The sequence below is a fragment of the Allobosea sp. FG18 genome (genome assembly GCF_057809495.1).
In genome coordinates this window covers 1-17,598 of record NZ_JBMDKB010000009.1, presented here as the reverse complement: position 1 = coordinate 17,598, position 17,598 = coordinate 1, and the positions used below count along the sequence as shown (strand labels likewise).

Genomic DNA, 17,598 nt, shown 5'->3' with positions numbered 1-17,598 from the left:
TAGACAGGATCGGGAATGCCCTCGGCTCATCGCGAATGCTCCTCGTGAACTGGCGGGACGAACGCCCCAAGAAACCCACAGTTCCAGGATAGGGAACCGGGAGGAGTTTGTAGCGTTGGCGTTTCATCTTGGCATGGGAATGTCGATGTCCGTGAGTCGTCGTCTTGGGGAAACCCCAACAATAATCGATCCCGATCTCGTGATGGCGCTGCCGCCATTCTGGGAGCTGGAGGATCTCGTCGCCTCCGGGCTCGATCAGGAGGCTGCGCTGGCGGTCATGGTCGCGCGCCGCAGCGGCCCCCGGTTGGTCGGCGACATCGCTCCGGGCGATGATCGGCAGAGTTTCCTCCTCCGCTTCGGTTCGGCCGAGTTTCCGCACTAAACCTGTCACTGGCAGAAGCGGGAGGCGCGCGAGCGTCTCTCCTGAATATCGACATGCACGTGATTGGCATGGGCCGCGTCCGAGCCCGGCCCCAGCGTGGTCATGAAGGCGCCGCAGGCGGATTGCCTGATGGCATCAAGGAAGCGGCTCTGCGTCAGACCCTCCGGCTTCTCCACCACGACCTGCGACGCGTTGCCGTCGCTTCCCAGCCTGAAGGCGAAGATATCCAGAGCCTGCCCGGTCGCATGCTCGCTGACAGGGCCGGCCGAGGCCCGGTTGCGCCGCCGGCATTCGTGACCGCCACCGACGCGCAAGGCCACGAGGTCGCGCTCGAAATGGCCGCGCGCCAAGGGCTGGACGCTGCCGTCGAGCCAGCCGGCCAGGGTCTTCGCCATGGCACAGCTCAGCACAGGCGGGGGGTCGAAGGTCACGCTGGCGCTGCCGCCCGGCCGCCTGATGGCGAGGGCCTCGACCCGGACGGGCTCGCTGACGCGGCAGGCCGGCTCACTGCTGTTGGGATCAGGGCTGGCCGGCAGGACCCGGTTGCCGGGTATGGAGCCCAGCGATGCCAGGCATGACGCCTGTCCGGACGGCGCGTCTGCGCTTGTTGCACTCGAAGGTGCTGGCGCGGCTGTGGGCGCTTCGGTCGGCGCCGGGGCGTTCGGCATGGATGGCCGTAGCTCAGGTGGGCGGGACGGAGGGCGCTGCTGAGAAATCGGTGCGGTTGCCGGCGCTGCGGTAGCGTCCAGCGGAGCAAACCAGATTCCAACGACAACCATGCCCGACACGACCGCTTTGACGCGGTCATGGCACCGCACTCCGCCGCCGGGTGCGGCCGGCCTGCTTGTGTCGGGCTGGTTGGGGTGACCTAGCTGTCCAGGGCCGAGGCGCTGGCGATCGCCAGACTGGTCAGGCCGGCGAGCGCAAGGGAGAGAAACTCCGCGCTCGGGGCTCCCGGTTGGATGAATCCTGAGAAGAGGGCAGTCCCGATCGATAGTGCCGCGATCGCGGCCGAGAAGCAGGTCGTCGCCATGATCTACGCCCTCCCCAACTGCAAACCAAACTGTCATTCAACGCGGAACGCATCATTTCCGTTCGGGTTCCGAACAGCAAGAAAAAAGGCCCGCGGATAGCGCCGCGGGCCTTGATCGCTTTCGACGGTGGTCGAGGCGTCAGGCGGCCTTGCGGCCGGCGCGGCGGTCGAAGAACAGGGCCTGGCTGATCGCGGCCTTCACGGCTTCCGGCTGGAACGGCTTGGTGATCAGGAAGGCCGGCTCCGGCCGGTCGCCGGTGAGGAGCCGCTCGGGATAGGCGGTGATGAAGATCACGGGGACGTCGATCGAGGACAGGATCTCGTTGACGGCGTCGAGGCCGGAGCTGCCGTCGGCAAGCTGGATATCGGCCAGCACGAGGCCGGGCCGCCGCTTGGCGACGAGCGCGAGCGCCTCACGCTGCGTGCGGGCAACGCCCGTGACGGTGTGGCCGAGCTCCTCGACCATCGTCTCGATATCGAGCGCGATGATCGGCTCGTCCTCGATGATCAGGACCTCGGTCGCGACCTGCTCGGCGATTTCCTGGCCGGCGGTCTGGATCAGCGCGGACGCTTCCGCGGCGGTGATGTCCATCACGGTGGCGACATCGTCGAGTGGGAAACCCTCCACCGTCCGCAGCAGGAAGGCCTGGCGCGGCCGCGGGGTCAGCGCCTCGAGATTGCGCTCGGCTGGTGCGCGCGAGAGCTCGACCACGGGCGCGGCGGCATCGACGCTGGCCGAGGACCACAGTTTCAGGAAGGTCTTGTACAGGCCGATGCGTGGATCGACCTCACGCGGGAATCCGGATGGGTCCGCGACGAGCGCTTCGAGCATGGCGACGACATAGGCGTCGCCGCTCGGCTGGCTGCCGCAGAGCGCCCGTGCAAAGCGCCGCAGATACGGAAGATGAGGCGCAATTTCTTTGGCAATCGACATGAACGCGTCCCTTTTAACGTGCTGAAATAATGGCTTAGGATGCGTCGGAAACAAGAAATTTATTTTCGCGAAACCGTGGAACCTTGGCCGAGGATACCCGTTATTAAGGCGTATTGGTGTCGCCATCGCGACCTGGCTTCGACACGCTGGCGGGACGTGGCAAGACCAGAGATGGCAAGGTTTGAGATTGCGGGATCGGCTGGAAAAGCCGGCCCGGCGGTGGTGCGAGGGCTGACATGAACAGGTCGGATGCAGCGATGACTGAACCGGACGATCCTGAAGAAGGCTTCGATCTGGTTCTGGACCCGAAGGTGCAGGAATCCATCGGCCGCTCCCTCAAGGCCCATTACGACGACATCGTGAACGCACCTGTGCCCGACAAGTTTCTCGTGCTGCTCGCGCAGCTTGAGGCGACCGAGCAGCGTGCAGCTGGAGTGTCGCGTGATGAGTCCCAGTGACACGACGCCTGCCGGCCAGGCCCCGACTCTGGCCCAGGAACGCCGGACCGAAGACTTCAAGGATGGGCTGATCCGCGAGATTCCCAATCTGCGCGCCTTCGCCGCCTCGCTTTCGGGCTCCATGCAGCTGGCCGACGACCTGGTTCAGGATACGCTCCTGAAGGCATGGGGCAACTCGGACAAGTTCGAACCGGGCACCAGCCTGCGCGCCTGGCTCTTCACCATCCTGCGCAACACCTACTACTCGCTGTACCGCAAGCGCGGCCGCGAGGTGCAAGACAGCGAGGGGACCTATGCCGAGCGAATGGCGACCCATGGCAACCAGGAGAGCCATCTCGACCTCGCCGACTTCCGCAAGGCTCTCGCGAAGCTCCCGGAGGAACAGCGCGAGGTGCTGATCATGGTCGGCGCCACCGGGCTGTCCTATGAGGAGGCGGCGGAGATCTGCGGCGTGGCGATCGGCACGATCAAGAGCCGGGTCAACCGTGCCCGCACGAAACTCGCCGAACTGCTCTCGATCGGCAGCGTCGACGATCTCGGGCCGGGCCGCACCAATGCGGCCGCGATGCAGAGAGTTGGTTCCGAACCCGTTGGCTCCTGATGCGTTTGCGGCGTTTCAGCACTGTCAGGACGCGTCTGCTGGCCCTGCTGGTCGTGATCGCCGTTCCGATCGCCTGTGCCTCCGCTTTTGCGGCCTATGCGACCTATCGGGCCGCGATCGTCGCGATCGAGGCGGCGCAGGCGCGCGCCGTCGATGATTTCGCGGTACGCACCCGCGTCTGGTACCGGGGCATGTCGCGTGCCTTGCTTGTCTTCGGCGCCGTAGCCAGCGAACTCGGCCTCGACACGGCGGGTTGCTCGAATGCCGGCTCCAAAGCGATGGATCGCACCGCAGGTTTCCGTGCCTTCCTGCTGCGTCATACGGACGGGCGGATCTGTGCGGGGTCGCTCGATGCCGATCTCACCACAGAGTCGCTGGACGGAATCGCGCAGCAGCTTGCCGGCCGGTCTCCGGTCGGGATGTGGAATGGTGCTGATATCGGCCGGATGCGCTATGATCAGGTGACGGTTGGTGCCCGTCGCTATCTTGCTATTCTCGCATCCATTCCATCGACAAGCGCAGGGCTGCAGCAGGCGCTTCTCCTGGCCGCCCCTGAACTGCTTGAGAACGTCTTCGATCTCGGCGAGGACGGCCAGGTCCTGAATGTTGCATTGGTCGGGCGCGAGGCTGGCGTCGTCGCTGTCCGGGGAGACGGCCGCGACCTGTCCTGGATGCCGCGCACGAGCCGCGTTCCCGAAAGACACGAGCGTTGGGTGGGGCCGAACCGGGCCGGGCAAGAGAGCGCTTTTGCAGCCCGCATGGTCGCCGAGCCGGATTTCTATATCGTTGCGAGCTTCGATGACCGGCCGGCCGAGGCGGCCCGGCTGCAATTCATCGTGCTGCTGCTCGCCCCGCTCCTGACGCTCGGCCTGCTCTGCCTCGTCTGCATGCGGGCGATCGACAGGCATTGCCTGCGCTGGCTGCGCGACATCGAGACGGCCGCCCGATCGAGGACCTCCACCAACCGGGTAAGGGTCGCGGTGGCGGATGGCATGCCCAGCGACATCCGCAGCGTCGCCGAAGCCTTCAATGGCATGGTCGAGGAGCAAGAGGTTCGCCAGCGCCGCCTCCAGACCGCGCTCGACGACAACCGTTTTCTCGTCCGCGAACTGCACCATCGGGTCAAGAACAGCCTGCAGGTCGTGCAGAGCTATATCGGATTGAGCAAGCGCGACCATCGCGATGAGGCGAGGCTGGCTTTGGCCGATGCCGAATGCCGGGTGCATGTGCTGTCGGCGGCCTATCGCTTCACCCTCGCCGATGGTGAGATGCAGCCGGTCCGCGTCGATCTCTTCCTCGACGATGTCGTTACGATGATCTCCAATCTCATCCGCAGCCGCGACCAGTGGGTGACGAGCCGGATCGAGACTGTCGCGACGCTCTCCGTGGACCGGATCATTCCGCTCGGCTTTCTGGTAGCGGATGTCGCGTCCCGGGCTTTGAGAGGCACGCCGGGTGTCCGGATCGTCGTCGAGGTCCGGGATATCGATGCGTCTGCGATCGAGGTCACGCTCGAGGTCGATCGCGAGATCCAGCACACCATGCCGCCGCGGCTTTTCGCGGGGTTGCTGACGCAGGTCGGGGCCGTGCAGACGCAGGAGCCTCGAGGCCGCAGCCTGGGCCGCTGGCGGATCGACCACGGCTCCTGAAACGGGCTGATCCCATAAGAAAACGCGCCGCCATTCGGGTTCTGCCCGGATGAGGACGCGTTCTCGTGCCGTACCGGCAGGGGCTCAGCGAATGATATGTGTGACCGGCCCATCGGCCATCGCCTGCTGCGACGGCAGGGCGATGGCGCGCCGGGCGGCGCTGCGCGGGCGATCGGCGCGGTCGACGGCGGCGAATTGCAGGCTATCGACATGGCCGCGCTCGGCCTTGGCGAGGGCGACGGTCGTCGAGCTCTGGTCATCAGGCATCTGGAGTCCGGCGCCCAGGGTCAGCGCCGAAACGGCCGTGCCCATGAGGCCGAAGAAGACGATGGCGCGCATGGCCGGCGCGAGGCTGGACTTCGGCATGGATGTCTCCAGGGCTGACCGGCCGATTGGCCGGCTTTCGGAGTGGAAAACGCTGCAAATGCCGGTTCGGTTCCCGCTGAGCGTTGAGCGTCGCGGAACTCGCTTGTCGTGCGGAACGGGAGCGCCCTCTCGGCGTTACCTCGCAGCCGGCTCCCTGCCGGCAATAGGGGGCCATTCGACCATGAACATCGCCAGCCGGCCGGGGCGCCTCGGAACGCCGTGCCTCGCTTGTCCCTTGCGGCTCAAGCCTGCCTTCAGGGACAAGACCGATGACGAGATCCGCTTCATCCAGACGATGAAGACCGACCACCGGACCGTGCGCACCGGCCAGGACATCATTCATCCCGGCCAGGAGGACGCAGAGCTCTATACGCTCTTCTCAGGCTGGGCCTTTCGCTACAAATCCCTGCCGGACGGGCAGCGCCAGATCCTGAATTTCCTTCTGCCCGGCGATCTCGTGGGCTTGCAGGCTTCGCTGCTTTCGGCCGCCGAGCATGGCATCGAAGCCCTGACCGATGTCGAGCTCTGCGTCTTCCCGCGCAAGCGCCTGTGGGACCTCTTCGTGCGGATGCCCACGCTGGCTTATGAAGTCTCCTGGCTCGGCTCGCGCGAGGAATGCATGGTCGACGACAACCTGACTTCGGTCGGGCAGCGCAGCGCCGGCGAGCGCCTCGCGGCGCTCATCATCTCGCTCTATCACCGGGCCGATGCGCTCGGGCTCGTCACCAATGACGGCTTCGATTTCCCGCTCGCGCAGCAGCAGCTCGCCGATGCGCTCGGCCTCTCGCTCGTCCATACCAGCAAGACCTGGTCGCGGCTGCGCCGGGAGGGACTTTTCTCGTTCGCGGGAGGCAGGCTTGTGCTGCTGAACCCGCATCTGACGGCCCGAATGGCTGCGGCTTACGAAAGGATCACGGCGCCGAGGCCGCTGATCTGACGGTTTCGCACATGGCGGAGCGGATAAGGGCTTGGCGACAGCCCGCTCTTGACCCCATATGCCGCGCAGGTAACGTTGATTTGCGTCAGACGCGTCGTCTCTGCGGCGTTCAAGGGGTGTCATGTCTTCGACGATTCGCCATCGCCCACCGCGCGCCGCATCGCTGGCCGCCCGTCTCGGGCAGTCCCGCGTCGCGACGCGGATCGAGGGCGAGATGCGCGTTACCGCCGCCGATCTCGTCGATCGCGTGGCCGAGGCGAAGCTGAAGGTCGCTGCCGTCCGCTACAAGGTCGAGGGCGAGGTTCGCAACACCGCTGAGAAGTTCAAGAGCCGCGTCAGCGAGGCCAAGGCGAAGCTGGGCGACGAGGCGCGTTTCATCAAGTCCTGGATCGACGATCCCCGCCGGACCGGCTCGGTCACGCCATCGAGTCCGGCACTGGCCAAGCGCATGGCCTCTTTCGTCGATCCCGAGCAGTCCGGCCCGGTCATCGAGATCGGCCCCGGCACCGGCCCGGTCACGGAAGCGCTGATCGAGCGCGGCATCGACGAAAGCCGCCTGATCCTCGTCGAGTACAGCCCCGAATTCTGCGAGTTGCTGAGCAAACGCTTTCCGCGGGCGACGATCGTGCAGGGCGATGCCTATGCCCTCTCGGCGACGCTTGCCGGCCATCTCCAGGAGAAGGCGATCGCGCTGGTCTCCAGCCTGCCGCTGTTCAACCGCCCTCCGGCCACGCGTTCGGCCCTGGCGCGCGAGGCTTTTCCGCTGCTTGTCGAGGGCGCGCCCTTCATCCAGTTCACCTATTCGGTGATCTCGCCGATCCCGCGCAAGGGCTCGGGGCTCAAGGCCTTCGTGTCCGACTGGGTGCTCCGCAACATCCCGCCGGCGCGAGTCTGGGTTTATCGCCAAATTCGTTGATTTTCAGCCGAATTGACGCTGCGTCATCGGCGTTTCGCGTGAATTGTCGCTGTTTCCACACAGATTCGTAAGACCTCGCCGTTAGGCAGCACGCGCGGCCGGCTGCTTGCTGGCCGGCCTGCCAGTGAGGAGCCTAAACAGCCGATGAGTGGCGCAGTCCTCCGTTACAGTTTGCCGCGTTGGCGCCTGACGCGTTGGCTGGCGGATGCCGGGCCGGATGTGCCGCCGGAAATCCGGGTCGCGCTGATCGGTAGCCTTTACGGCACGCTGCCGATCTTTGCTGGCGGCGTGATCAATTCGCTCGCGGTCTCGTTCCTGATCGCCTGGCGCATCCCGACCCTGCCCTTCATGCTGTGGTGCGCCTTCGAGCTTGTGTGCTGCAGCATCCGCCTCGTCGTGCTGATCCATGCCCGTCGTCGGGCCGCGCGCGGCGCCTCGACCCCGACCGATCTCTATTTGCTGCTCGGCGTCGCCTGGGCGGCCGGCATCGGGGCGGGTACTTTCCTGTGCCTGATGAGCGGCGATTGGGTCGCCGCGACGCTCGCCTGTCTCTCCGCCGCTGCGATGGTCGGCGGCATCTGCTTCCGCAACTTCGCCGCGCCGCGCATGGCCGGCGTGATGATCGGGCTGACGCTCGGCCCCTGCGTGCTCGCGACGCCCTTCCTGGCCGAGCCGATGCTGCTGATCACCTTCATGCAGATTCCGCTCTATCTCTTCAGCATGACGGTCGCCGCCTACAAGCTCAACGCCATGCTGATCTCGACCATGCGGGCCGAGCGCGAGAATGCCTTCCATGCGCGGCACGATATGCTCACCGGCCTCTCCAACCGGACCGGGTTGGCCAAGGCCTTCGCCACCCGCTTCGAAAGCGAGGCTGCGCCACGGGGGCTGGCGCTGGTCTATCTCGACCTCGACGGCTTCAAGGCGGTCAACGACAATTACGGGCATATGGCAGGCGATGCGCTGCTCCAGCTTGTCGCAGAGCGCTTGCGTGGCCTCGTCCGCAGCACCGATATCGCGGCGCGCATCGGCGGCGACGAATTCGTGGTGCTGTCCGAACAGACCGAGCGGGTGCAGCTCCAGCGCTTCGGCGAGCGTATCGTGCGCGAGATCTCGGAACCTTACGAGCTCGACAGCGGACATCAGCTCAGCATCGGCGCCTCCGTCGGCATCGCGCTGGCGCCCGAGCATGGCCGCGACATGAACAGCCTGATGACGGCCGCCGATGCGGCGCTCTATCAGGCGAAGTCGCGCGGCAAGTCGCTCTGCGTCATCGCCGGGCAGCGCTCCGTCCTCGACGCGCGTGTCTCGGGCGGGCGCTCGTTGCGGCTGCAATAGCCGCTATTCGATCTCGCAAGGCTCCGTCGCCGGCATCGGTTCGGCTTGACCGCAAGCGCGGGCTGGGGCTTGGCTGTCGCGCCGAGACGGAACAGCCGGGGCGGGAAGCGTGACGGATATCGGGCGGCTGGTCCGCGACATCACCGACGAGATGCGCGGTGCCGAGGAGCGCGGCGAGGTCGCGACCTATATCCCGCCGCTCGCTCGCATCGATCCCCGCCAGTTCGGGCTCTGCGTCGTGACGGCCGATGGCGAGATTCATGCGTCCGGTGACAGCGAGGAGCCGTTCTCGATCCAGAGCGTCTCGAAGGTCTTCGCCTTGACGCAGGCGCTCGGCAAGGTCGGCGACACGCTCTGGCGCCGGGTCGGGCGCGAGCCGTCCGGCACGCCGTTCAACTCGATCGTCCAGCTCGAGCGCGAGCAGGGCGTGCCGCGCAATCCCTTCATCAATGCCGGCGCCCTCGTCGTCGCCGATATCAACCTCGCCGGCCACGAGCCGCGCGTCGCCATCGGCGAGTTGCTGCGCTTCATGCGCTATCTCGCCGATGACGACACGATCATCATCGACGAGGCGGTGGCGCGGGCCGAGCAGGCGACGGGCTTCCGCAATATCGCGCTGGCCAATTACATGAAGGCCTTCGGCAACATCACCCATGCGCCCGAGCTGACGCTCGGCGTCTATTTCCACCAATGCGCCATCGCGATGAGTTGCCGCCAGCTCGCCATGGCCGGGCGCTTCCTGATGCATGGCGGCTATTACGAGCCCGGCGGGTCGCGCGTCGTCTCAGGCCAGCGGGCGCGGCGCATCAACGCGTTGATGCTGACCTGCGGCCATTATGACGCCTCGGGCGATTTCGCCTTCCGCGTCGGCCTGCCCGGCAAGTCGGGTGTCGGCGGCGGCATTTTGGCGATCGCGCCGGGCAAGGCCGCGATCGCGGTCTGGTCGCCCGGCCTCAACGCCAACGGCAATTCCCTGCTCGGCACACTGGCGCTGGAACGCCTGGCGGACGCGACGGGCTGGTCGGTCTTCGCGCGGTAGGGGTTGCCATTCGAACGGGAACCTCTCGGTCATTCCGGGGCGCCGCGCAGCGGCGAGCCCGGAATCCATGAACACGCGTTTCCGTCATGGTCGGGCTTGTCCCGACCATCCACGTCTTCCTCCGTGCCATGCGGTGTTCAAGACGTGGATGCTCGCCACAAGGGCGAGCATGACGAGCTGGAGCAGCGTCGTGTTCATGGGTTCCGGGTTCAGGCCTGCGGCCTGCCGCGGAAAGACGCGCGCCTTGCCGTCAGCTCCGCAGGCCCGGCGCTTCCTGCCCGGTGCGGGCGACATATTCGGTGTAGCCGCCGCCATAGGCATGGACGCCATCCGGCGTCAGCTCCAGCAGGCGGTTCGACAGCGCGGCGAGGAAATGCCGGTCGTGGCTGACGAAGAGCATCGTGCCCTCGTAGTTCGAGAGCGCCGTGATCAGCATTTCCTTGGTGGCGATGTCCAGGTGGTTGGTCGGCTCGTCCAGCACCAGGAAGTTCGGCGGATCATAGAGCATCATCGCCATGACGAGCCGCGCCTTTTCGCCGCCGGAGAGCACGCGGCAACGCTTCTCGACATCGTCGCCCGAGAAACCGAAGCAGCCGGCGAGCGGCCGCAGCGAGCCCTGTCCCGCCTGCGGAAAGCGATCCTCCAGCGCCTCGAACACGGTGCGCTCGCCGTCGAGCACCTCCATGGCGTGCTGGGCGAAATAGCCGAGCTTGACGCTGGCGCCGATATTGACGGTGCCGGCATCCGGCTCCGTCGTGCCGGTGACCAGCTTCAGCAGGGTCGACTTGCCGGCGCCGTTGACGCCGAGCACGCACCAGCGCTCCTTGCGCTGGATCTGGAAGTTCAGCCCGTCATAGATGCTGCGGCTGCCATAGGCCTTGTTGACGTTCTTGATGCTGACGACGTCGTCGCCCGAGCGCGGCGCCGGCTGGAACTCGAAGGCGACGCTCTGGCGCCGCCGCGGAGGCTCGACGCGCTCGATCTTGTCGAGCTTCTTGACCCGGCTCTGCACCTGCGCGGCATGGGAGGCGCGCGCCTTGAAGCGCTCGATGAAGGCGATCTCCTTGGCGAGCATCGCCTGCTGGCGCTCGAACTGCGCCTGCATCTGCTTCTCGGCCAGAGCCCGCTGCTGCTGGTAGAACTCGTAATCGCCGGAATAGCTGGTCAGCGCGCCGCCATCGATCTCGATGATCTTGCCGACGATGCGGTTCATGAACTCGCGGTCATGCGAGGTCATCAGCACGGCGCCGTCATAGTTCTTCAGGAAAGATTCGAGCCAGATCAGGCTTTCGAGGTCGAGATGGTTCGACGGCTCGTCGAGCAGCATCGCATCGGGGCGCATCAAGAGGATGCGGGCGAGCGCGACGCGCATCTTCCAGCCGCCGGAGAGGCCGCCGACATCGCCCTCCATCATCTCTTCGCTGAAGCCGAGGCCCGCGAGCACCTCCCGCGCGCGCCCATCGAGCGCATAGCCGTCGAGCTCCTCGAAGCGGCCCTGCACCTCGCCATAGCGGGTGATGATCTCTTCCATCTCGTCGGCCCTGTCGGGATCGACCATGGCGGCTTCCAGCTCCGCAAGCTCGGCCGCGACCGTGCTGACGGGGCCTGCGCCGTCCATCACCTCGGCGACGGCGCTGCGCCCGGCCATCTCGCCGACATCCTGGCTGAAATAGCCGATGGTGATGCCGCGATCGGTCGAGACCACGCCTTCGTCGGGCGCTTCCTCGCCGGTGATCATCCGGAAGAGCGTGGTCTTGCCGGCGCCGTTCGGCCCGACCAGCCCGACCTTCTCGCCCTTCAGAAGCCCTGCCGAGGCCTCGATGAAGACGATCTGCTTTCCGTTCTGCTTGCTGATGTTCTCGAGGCGGATCATGGAAATGGGGAACCTTGGAAGGTGCGGCGCCAATTGCCGCCGTGGGTCGACGATTGGCGGAACCGCGCCGTCATCCCGGGCTTGACCCGGGATCCATCGAGGGGTGCCGAAGCTCTACGATGGATCCCGGATCGGCGCCGCGTCGCGGCTTGTCCGGGATGACGGAGGATGGATGAATTGATTGGAGAGCGCTCTACGCGATGAAGGCGGTCAGGGGAAGGCTATTGGCCGTGATCAGGCCGAGATGACCGCGCTGCGGGCATTGGCCGCGCTGAGGAGATCGGCGGGCGCCAGCGCGATCTGCAGGCCGCGCTGGCCGCCGTTGACATAGACCAGTGCTTCCGAAGAGGCCGCCTCGTCCACGATCGTCGGCAATTTGCGCTTCTGGCCGAAGGGGCTGACCCCGCCGACCTTGTAGCCGGTCAGGCGCTCGGCATCCGGCACCGGCATCATTGCCGCAGCCTTCCCGCCGAAACCCGCTGCGACCTTCTTCATGCTGGCCTCGCGGTCGGAGGCTAGCACGATGCAGACCGGCTTGCCGTCGACCTGCGCGATCAGCGTCTTGAGCACGCGATGGGGCGGCTCGCCCAGCGCCTCCGCCGCCTGCAACCCGACGCGCTCGGCATTCGGATCGTAGGTATAGCTGTGCAGCTCGAAACGGATTCCGAGCTGCTTCAGCGCCAGCGTGGCGGGCGTCGTCTGGGCCATCGTCCGGACGTCGTGTGGGGGAACATAAATCTCTGACTCTCTCTGCAGAGATTTCCTCGTAATATCAATGGGTCTTGCCTGAAGGCGTTCGACATCCTCTGACTCGCGAAACGCAGTTACGAGACTCGATCTAGGGTCCCTCGCAAAAGCGTGACTCAACGAAAAACCCCGCAGAATTTTGCTCTCCAGGGCTTCTCTGGCACGGCTATTCGGCCTGTCTAACGCCTAACCACCCGCGTCCAGGTTTGCGGGATGTCGAAGAAGCCAGCCCCTATAGCGTAAATTGCAGCAGAACCATGCCCCAAGATCTCTGGTTGCTCGTGAAAGCCAGACTCAAGGTGTTGGAGTGACGTCAAAAGCGGTTTCTCCGGCGTAGCCGAGATAGCGCTGCGCCTCCGCAGGCGACAGACCCATTCGGCCGGAGCGGGCGCGTTGGCCCTTTGCCTTGAATCGACGCCCATCCGCTGCTGAGGAGGTCAAAAATGCCCTCTGGACTGCCTGGGCGCAGCTATACGATCGCTCGACTCTCAGATCGAGTGTCACGCGAAAAAGTGTTCCATCGTTCCGAGTTCACCGAAAAAGCCACCCCAGCACTAAGATTACCCGCAGAACTCGGACTCGATGGCTTCCCTCAACGGATAGCGGACTCAGAACAGCGAAAGAGCTTGTCGAGCGCCAGACCGGTGAATCGCGATCGTCTCGATCGGGCTGCTTGGCGATGGCTGAGCAAGTCGGAGCGGTCGGAAGCCCGGCACTTGCCCGCTGAAACGCCCTCAAGGCAGGGGATTGCATGCAGGAGGTTGGCTGCACGGACCGTCGGCCAGGTCGACGGGAATCTCCAGTGCCGAAGGCGGCAGCTGATTTCGGCAGGGCCGCCTGCACAAACTGGATCCCCGTAATCACAAGGATACGCCTGCTACCGACCTGACGATCGCTTCACGAGTAAGTTGGGCTCGTGAAGCCCAGCTGACGGAAAAGATTACCTCCGAGGAGCACACTGTCGCAGAAATCGGACACAAATCCGACCGCAGCGGCAAAATCCTGACTCAGCCCAGTTGGTCGCCACAGTGGAAAATCGGCTACCGTCTGCGAAGGTGTGCCCGAGGGATTGAGGGGCAAACCGGTATTTCTGCAGATCGAGCCACGGCTAGCCGATCATTCCGCGTACCGCTGATATCGTCCGGCACAGGTCATTGGAGAGAAGCATGTTCACTCACGTCATGATCGGCAGCAACGACCTAGAGCGGGCTCGCGCTTTCTACGACGCCACATTCGCCGCGCTGGGCGGCGAGCCCGGCGAGATGGATGCCGGCGGCCGGCTGATTTATGCCCATGAAGGCGGCCGCTTGATGATCACGAAGCCGATCGACGGCAATCCGGCGACCTCGGCCAATGGCGGGACAATTGGCATCGCCGCTGCGAGCCGTGACCATGTCCTCGCTTGGCACCAGGCCGGCACCTCGCATGGCGGGACTGCGATCGAGAGCCCACCCAGCGAGCGCCCGAACGGAGCTTTTGTGGCCTACCTTCGCGACCCCGACGGCAACAAGCTCACCGCCCGCTCCCAGGCGAGGAACTAACCAAAGCCGGCCTCGCGGGGATCCGTGCGCAGCAAATAGTTGTCTCTCCGCGTAGTTCTTCTGCAAAAATCGGACTCCTGGTATCCATGAGACGAGAAATCCTGACTCCACGCAGGAAGGCCGAGGCTCTAGAAGTCCAGTGACGGCGGTAGAAGGACGGTGGCACACCGGCTCGTCGGCTCCTATCGTGACCGGCGCGTGCAGAGCGCAGGGATAGACAACAACGACATGAAGACAAGCTCTGCTCAGGCCGACCTGTTTGATGACGCGCCCGGTTACCGGGAGACGCCGCGGCCAGCGCCGAGGAAGCGTCAGCCTGCAGCGCCGCCACACGTCGGCTGGGACGACGACGAAGCCGCTCAACGACTAGAGCAGACTGGGCGCTTCAGGATTCTACGGAAGCTTGTACCGCGCGCCGTCATCCCGCGGGCTGAAAGCGCCTTTCCGAACCTTGCGGTCCTGGTCGATACGGAGACGACGGGTCTGAACCACGCCAAGGATGAGGTCATCGAAATCGGGGCGGTCGCGTTCACCTACGACAACGAGGGAGTGATCGGCGATGTCGTTGGCGTCTACAGCGGGTTGCGCCAGCCGTCGGAACCGATCCCAGCCGAGATTACGCGCCTGACCGGGATCACCGATGAGCTGGTGGCGGGCCTGGAAATCGACTTGCCCGCCCTCGATGCTCTGGTGGATCCAGCGGACCTGGTGATCGCACACAACGCTGCGTTCGATAGGCCGTTTTGCGAGAGCCTCTCGCGGACTTTCGCTGCGAAGGCCTGGGCATGCTCCGTCAGGGAGGTCCCGTGGGCGGATCTTGGCTTCGAGGGAAACAAACTCGGCTACCTCGTCGGACAATCCGGTCTGTTTCATGAGGGGCATCGAGCGACGGACGATTGTAACGCGCTGCTGGAAGTGTTGGCCCGTCCGGTGGGAGAGGATGGGCTTTCGCCTTTCGCTGCGCTTCTCCGATCGAGCCAACAGAGTCGGGTCCGCATCTACGCGGAGAACGCGCCCTTCGATATGAAGGACCACCTCAAAGGCCGAGGCTATCGCTGGTCCGACGGGAGTGACGGTCGGCCCCGAGCCTGGTGGATCGAGATCGATGAAGAGCTCTGCAACGATGAGCTCCGTTATCTTCGTACCGACATCTACGGTTGGGAAGACGCGGAGCCCCTCACTTCGCGCCTAACCGCGCTGGATCGATATCGCGCGTAGGTAGGCGTAATTCTCTCAAGCGCCCAACTCGTCGCATTCAAGTAGCTGAGGATCGACGCCCTCAATCTCGATCCCAACTGGCTCTACACCGCCATCACCTGCGGGTGCAGGACGTGCCATGGTTGGATCCGCTCAAGCACTGGATCGCGATTGGACGTCAGCCGGCACATACGCGCCGCTTGGTCGGGGACGGTGAGGCCAAGTCTGCGCGCCAAGCTTGACGCGTATCCCTTTTGTTATACGCTGTATTACAAATTGAGATTATCCAAATGAGCAAAGCTGAGCTATCCGACCCGATCGCGTTGAGGGTCCCCGTCGACGTCCTGGCTGACATCGAGAAGATCGCCAAGGTCTCCGAGCGCACGCGCTCCTGGGTGATCGTTCGAGCGCTGCGGTTGTATCTGGCCAGCGAGGGAGCCGATTGCCTCGCGATACTTCGTGGACGTGAAGAGGCCGCGGAAGGCGGCGGTCACGACTCTGACGACGTGATCGCGGAATGGCCTGCTGCCGGTTTCGTGGACGCTCAGTTAAGCTAACCCGACCTTCTTTTCGAACTCGACCGGGCTGATGTAGCCGATGGTCGAGTGCCTGCGAACGGCATTGTAGAAGCGCTCGATGTAATCGAACACGTCGGCACGAGCATCGTCACGTGTCCGGTACACCCTGCCTCTGATCCGCTCGGTCTTCAGCGACGAGAAGAAGCTCTCCATCGCGGCGTTGTCCCAGACATTGCCGGAGCGGCTCATCGAGCAGGTGACGCCGTTGTCGGCCATGAGCTTCTGGAACTGCTCGCTGGCATACTGGCTGCCCTGGTCCGAATGCTGCAGCAGGGCATCCGGCTTTCCTCTGCGCCAGATCGCCATTATCAGCGCATCGGTCACGAGCCCGGCGGTCATTTCGGGCTTCATCGACCAGCCCACCACACGGCGGGAGAAGAGATCGATGACGGCGGCAACGTACAGCCAGCCCTCTGCGGTCCAGATATAGGTGAAGTCGGCGATCCAGCGCTGGTTCGGACGCTCGGCATGGAACTCCCGGCCGAGCGTATTCGGCGCGATGGCCGATCGCTGGCCACCGTCCTTGGGCAGGCTGCGCCGACGCGGCCTGGCACGCAAAGCCTGGGCACGCATCAGCCTCTCGATGCGATGCAGGCCGCAATCGATGCCTTCCGCCAGCACGTCCCGCCAGACACGCCTGGCACCATAGGTCCGATCCGAACCAAGGAAGCTTGCCCGGACCCTGTTGCCGATCTCCTCGTCGTCGCGTGCTCGACGGCTCGGTGATCGGTTGAGCCAGGCATGGAAGCCCGAGCGCGACACATCCAGCGCTTCGCAAAGCCATGCCACCGGCCAGATCCCCCGGTGCTTCGCAATGAACGTGAACCTCATGTCACGTCCTTCGCGAAGTAGGCTGCGGCCTTTTTTAAGATGTCGCGCTCCGCCTTGAGCTTGGCCACCTCGCGCCGCAGCTTCTCGATCTCAAGCTGCTCCGGCTTCATCTGGCCGTGGCCGGGAAAGGCTTGCGCTGGATCGGCAGAAAAGAGCTTCACCCATTTGCGCAACTGGTTCTCATGGACATCCAGGTCCCGAGACGCCTGCGGCACACTCACTCCGCGATCCTTGATCAGGCGAACCGCCTCGATCTTGAACTCACGCCCAAACTGTCGTCGCCGCATACGCCACCTCCGGTTTCATGAAACACCCAATCTCGGTGTCCACGAAACCGGCAGCAGGCCAGAACTGGAAAGAATCATTCGCAGCAAGGTCTCTTGGTGAAGGTCTGGCGTTCGTCGGAGGCGAGAGCCCACATCCCCGAGGAAGCACGATACCTACGGGATCAGAGTCATTGCTGGCTGCGGGCGAGCTATACACACTCACGGAGGTCAGCCAGTTCAGAGAACCGCGAGAAGGCAGTCAAACTTAGGCGCTTTCGCCTCGGGCTGCTTTTTCGAGCTCGTCCTGGCTCATAATCACACCCCTACGCAGGACAGCGCAGGCGCGCAGAAATGGTTTGGCTTGCGCCTCGCGAAAAATCCGCAGCGCGTCGACCGCCGTTGCGGCGCGGTCGGTGGTGGTTGAGCTGCGGAAGGTAGAGCGAACTTGATACACGATGGGCCTCAGCGATGGGTTCAGGGGGTGTGATACCTCAAAAAATTTCGGCGTCGATAATCCTTTCCGGCCTGGGGCAGTTCTCGTGACGAACTTGGCTGGGGCTTACGCTTTGCGAGCGCTAAAGGCGGCCCGGATTTCGTCCAAACCAGGACTCCCGCGCGGACGATCCAGTCATAAGTCGGACCCTGGCGTTTGCATCTTCGCGTTAGATTGACTCACGGCAGCATATTCGGGGAGCGCCGCGCTGCGTTGGGATCAGCAGTAGCCTCTGCGGGTCCGCTCAATTTTAGGTTGCTGCTAAATTTTACTTCAGCCACGCGGAAATTCTGCTGCGGGTCGCCTCTTTTCTTAGCGGTACGCTACCGCCTATAGGGGCGCCATGCTCATCGGTTCGACCATATGTGTTTCGGCGTGCAAGTTTGACCCCATGAGGCGGGGGATCGGCGTCCAAGTTT

General features: G+C 64.5%; 19 protein-coding genes. 11 read left to right on the top strand and 8 right to left on the bottom strand.

Annotated features, from left to right (window positions below):
• Positions 1 to 151 precede the first annotated feature (151 nt).
• Complete coding sequence (locus tag ACODTJ_RS11790; protein ID WP_454654137.1) at positions 152 to 382, top strand: hypothetical protein; 231 nt, start codon at positions 152 to 154, stop codon at positions 380 to 382.
• 5 nt (positions 383 to 387) lie between these two features.
• Here ACODTJ_RS11790 and ACODTJ_RS11785 read toward each other — a convergent pair whose 3' ends face one another.
• The 3 genes from ACODTJ_RS11785 to ACODTJ_RS11775 form a co-directional block, all read right to left on the bottom strand.
• On the bottom strand, positions 388 to 1,050 hold the full coding sequence (locus ACODTJ_RS11785) for an extensin-like domain-containing protein (protein WP_454654135.1): 663 nt from the start codon (positions 1,048 to 1,050) through the stop codon (positions 388 to 390).
• A 200-nt stretch (positions 1,051 to 1,250) separates the two neighbouring features.
• Complete coding sequence (locus tag ACODTJ_RS11780; RefSeq protein WP_454654133.1) at positions 1,251 to 1,415, bottom strand: hypothetical protein; 165 nt, start codon at positions 1,413 to 1,415, stop codon at positions 1,251 to 1,253.
• Between the two features lie 139 nt (positions 1,416 to 1,554).
• Positions 1,555 to 2,349: a response regulator gene (locus ACODTJ_RS11775; RefSeq protein ID WP_454654131.1), complete on the bottom strand. Its 795-nt coding sequence runs from the start codon at positions 2,347 to 2,349 to the stop codon at positions 1,555 to 1,557.
• Between the two features lie 257 nt (positions 2,350 to 2,606).
• Between ACODTJ_RS11775 and ACODTJ_RS11770 the strand changes: the two genes are divergently transcribed.
• From ACODTJ_RS11770 to ACODTJ_RS11760, 3 genes are read left to right on the top strand one after another with little or no spacing between them, the layout of a single operon-like run.
• Entirely contained in the window at positions 2,607 to 2,807 is a 201-nt protein-coding gene (locus ACODTJ_RS11770) for a NepR family anti-sigma factor (protein ID WP_454654129.1), read from the top strand.
• Positions 2,794 to 3,408: a sigma-70 family RNA polymerase sigma factor gene (locus tag ACODTJ_RS11765; protein ID WP_454658899.1), complete on the top strand. Its 615-nt coding sequence runs from the start codon at positions 2,794 to 2,796 to the stop codon at positions 3,406 to 3,408. Before ACODTJ_RS11770 ends, ACODTJ_RS11765 begins: the two co-directional genes overlap by 14 nt.
• Positions 3,408 to 5,057 carry a histidine kinase dimerization/phosphoacceptor domain -containing protein gene (locus tag ACODTJ_RS11760; protein WP_454654127.1) on the top strand — a complete coding sequence of 550 codons (1,650 nt, stop codon included), beginning with the start codon at positions 3,408 to 3,410 and terminating at the stop codon, positions 5,055 to 5,057. Before ACODTJ_RS11765 ends, ACODTJ_RS11760 begins: the two co-directional genes overlap by 1 nt.
• An 84-nt stretch (positions 5,058 to 5,141) precedes the next feature.
• Here ACODTJ_RS11760 and ACODTJ_RS11755 read toward each other — a convergent pair whose 3' ends face one another.
• Entirely contained in the window at positions 5,142 to 5,423 is a 282-nt protein-coding gene (locus ACODTJ_RS11755) for a hypothetical protein (RefSeq protein ID WP_454654125.1), read from the bottom strand.
• 181 nt (positions 5,424 to 5,604) lie between these two features.
• Between ACODTJ_RS11755 and ACODTJ_RS11750 the strand changes: the two genes are divergently transcribed.
• From ACODTJ_RS11750 to ACODTJ_RS11735, 4 genes are all read left to right on the top strand, one after another.
• On the top strand, positions 5,605 to 6,360 hold the full coding sequence (locus ACODTJ_RS11750) for a Crp/Fnr family transcriptional regulator (protein WP_488848891.1): 756 nt from the start codon (positions 5,605 to 5,607) through the stop codon (positions 6,358 to 6,360).
• Positions 6,361 to 6,481: 121 nt separating this feature from the next.
• A complete protein-coding gene (locus ACODTJ_RS11745) occupies positions 6,482 to 7,276 on the top strand; it encodes a class I SAM-dependent methyltransferase (RefSeq protein WP_454654122.1) in 795 nt (264 codons plus the stop codon).
• 144 nt (positions 7,277 to 7,420) lie between these two features.
• Positions 7,421 to 8,614, top strand: coding sequence for a GGDEF domain-containing protein (locus ACODTJ_RS11740; protein WP_488848888.1), 1,194 nt, complete (start codon positions 7,421 to 7,423; stop codon positions 8,612 to 8,614).
• A 109-nt stretch (positions 8,615 to 8,723) separates the two neighbouring features.
• Complete coding sequence (locus ACODTJ_RS11735) at positions 8,724 to 9,653, top strand: glutaminase (protein WP_454654120.1); 930 nt, start codon at positions 8,724 to 8,726, stop codon at positions 9,651 to 9,653.
• 250 nt (positions 9,654 to 9,903) lie between these two features.
• Here ACODTJ_RS11735 and ACODTJ_RS11730 read toward each other — a convergent pair whose 3' ends face one another.
• Complete coding sequence (locus ACODTJ_RS11730) at positions 9,904 to 11,526, bottom strand: ABC-F family ATP-binding cassette domain-containing protein (protein ID WP_488848887.1); 1,623 nt, start codon at positions 11,524 to 11,526, stop codon at positions 9,904 to 9,906.
• Between the two features lie 234 nt (positions 11,527 to 11,760).
• Complete coding sequence (gene ybaK / locus ACODTJ_RS11725; RefSeq protein ID WP_488848885.1) at positions 11,761 to 12,234, bottom strand: Cys-tRNA(Pro) deacylase; 474 nt, start codon at positions 12,232 to 12,234, stop codon at positions 11,761 to 11,763.
• 1,205 nt (positions 12,235 to 13,439) lie between these two features.
• Between ybaK and ACODTJ_RS11720 the strand changes: the two genes are divergently transcribed.
• The 3 genes from ACODTJ_RS11720 (at position 13,440) to ACODTJ_RS11710 (ending at position 15,568) form a co-directional block, all read left to right on the top strand.
• Complete coding sequence (locus ACODTJ_RS11720; RefSeq protein ID WP_454654117.1) at positions 13,440 to 13,814, top strand: VOC family protein; 375 nt, start codon at positions 13,440 to 13,442, stop codon at positions 13,812 to 13,814.
• 228 nt (positions 13,815 to 14,042) lie between these two features.
• On the top strand, positions 14,043 to 15,032 hold the full coding sequence (locus tag ACODTJ_RS11715; protein WP_488848975.1) for a 3'-5' exonuclease: 990 nt from the start codon (positions 14,043 to 14,045) through the stop codon (positions 15,030 to 15,032).
• Between the two features lie 269 nt (positions 15,033 to 15,301).
• Positions 15,302 to 15,568 (top strand): CopG family ribbon-helix-helix protein, encoded by a 267-nt coding sequence (locus tag ACODTJ_RS11710; protein WP_454654115.1) that lies wholly within the window; start codon positions 15,302 to 15,304, stop codon positions 15,566 to 15,568.
• On the opposite strand, the gene ACODTJ_RS11705 is transcribed toward ACODTJ_RS11710, so the two are convergent.
• Positions 15,560 to 16,707, bottom strand: a protein-coding gene (locus ACODTJ_RS11705; RefSeq protein ID WP_454654114.1) for an IS3 family transposase whose coding sequence is annotated in 2 segments (ribosomal slippage) — positions 15,560 to 16,461 and positions 16,461 to 16,707 — 1,149 coding nt in all. Because the reading frame shifts where the segments join, the coding sequence is not laid out codon by codon here. The genes ACODTJ_RS11710 and ACODTJ_RS11705 overlap by 9 nt on opposite strands.
• Before the next feature lie 244 nt (positions 16,708 to 16,951).
• Positions 16,952 to 17,140: a hypothetical protein gene (locus tag ACODTJ_RS11700; protein ID WP_454654112.1), complete on the bottom strand. Its 189-nt coding sequence runs from the start codon at positions 17,138 to 17,140 to the stop codon at positions 16,952 to 16,954.
• Positions 17,141 to 17,598: the final 458 nt, after the last annotated feature.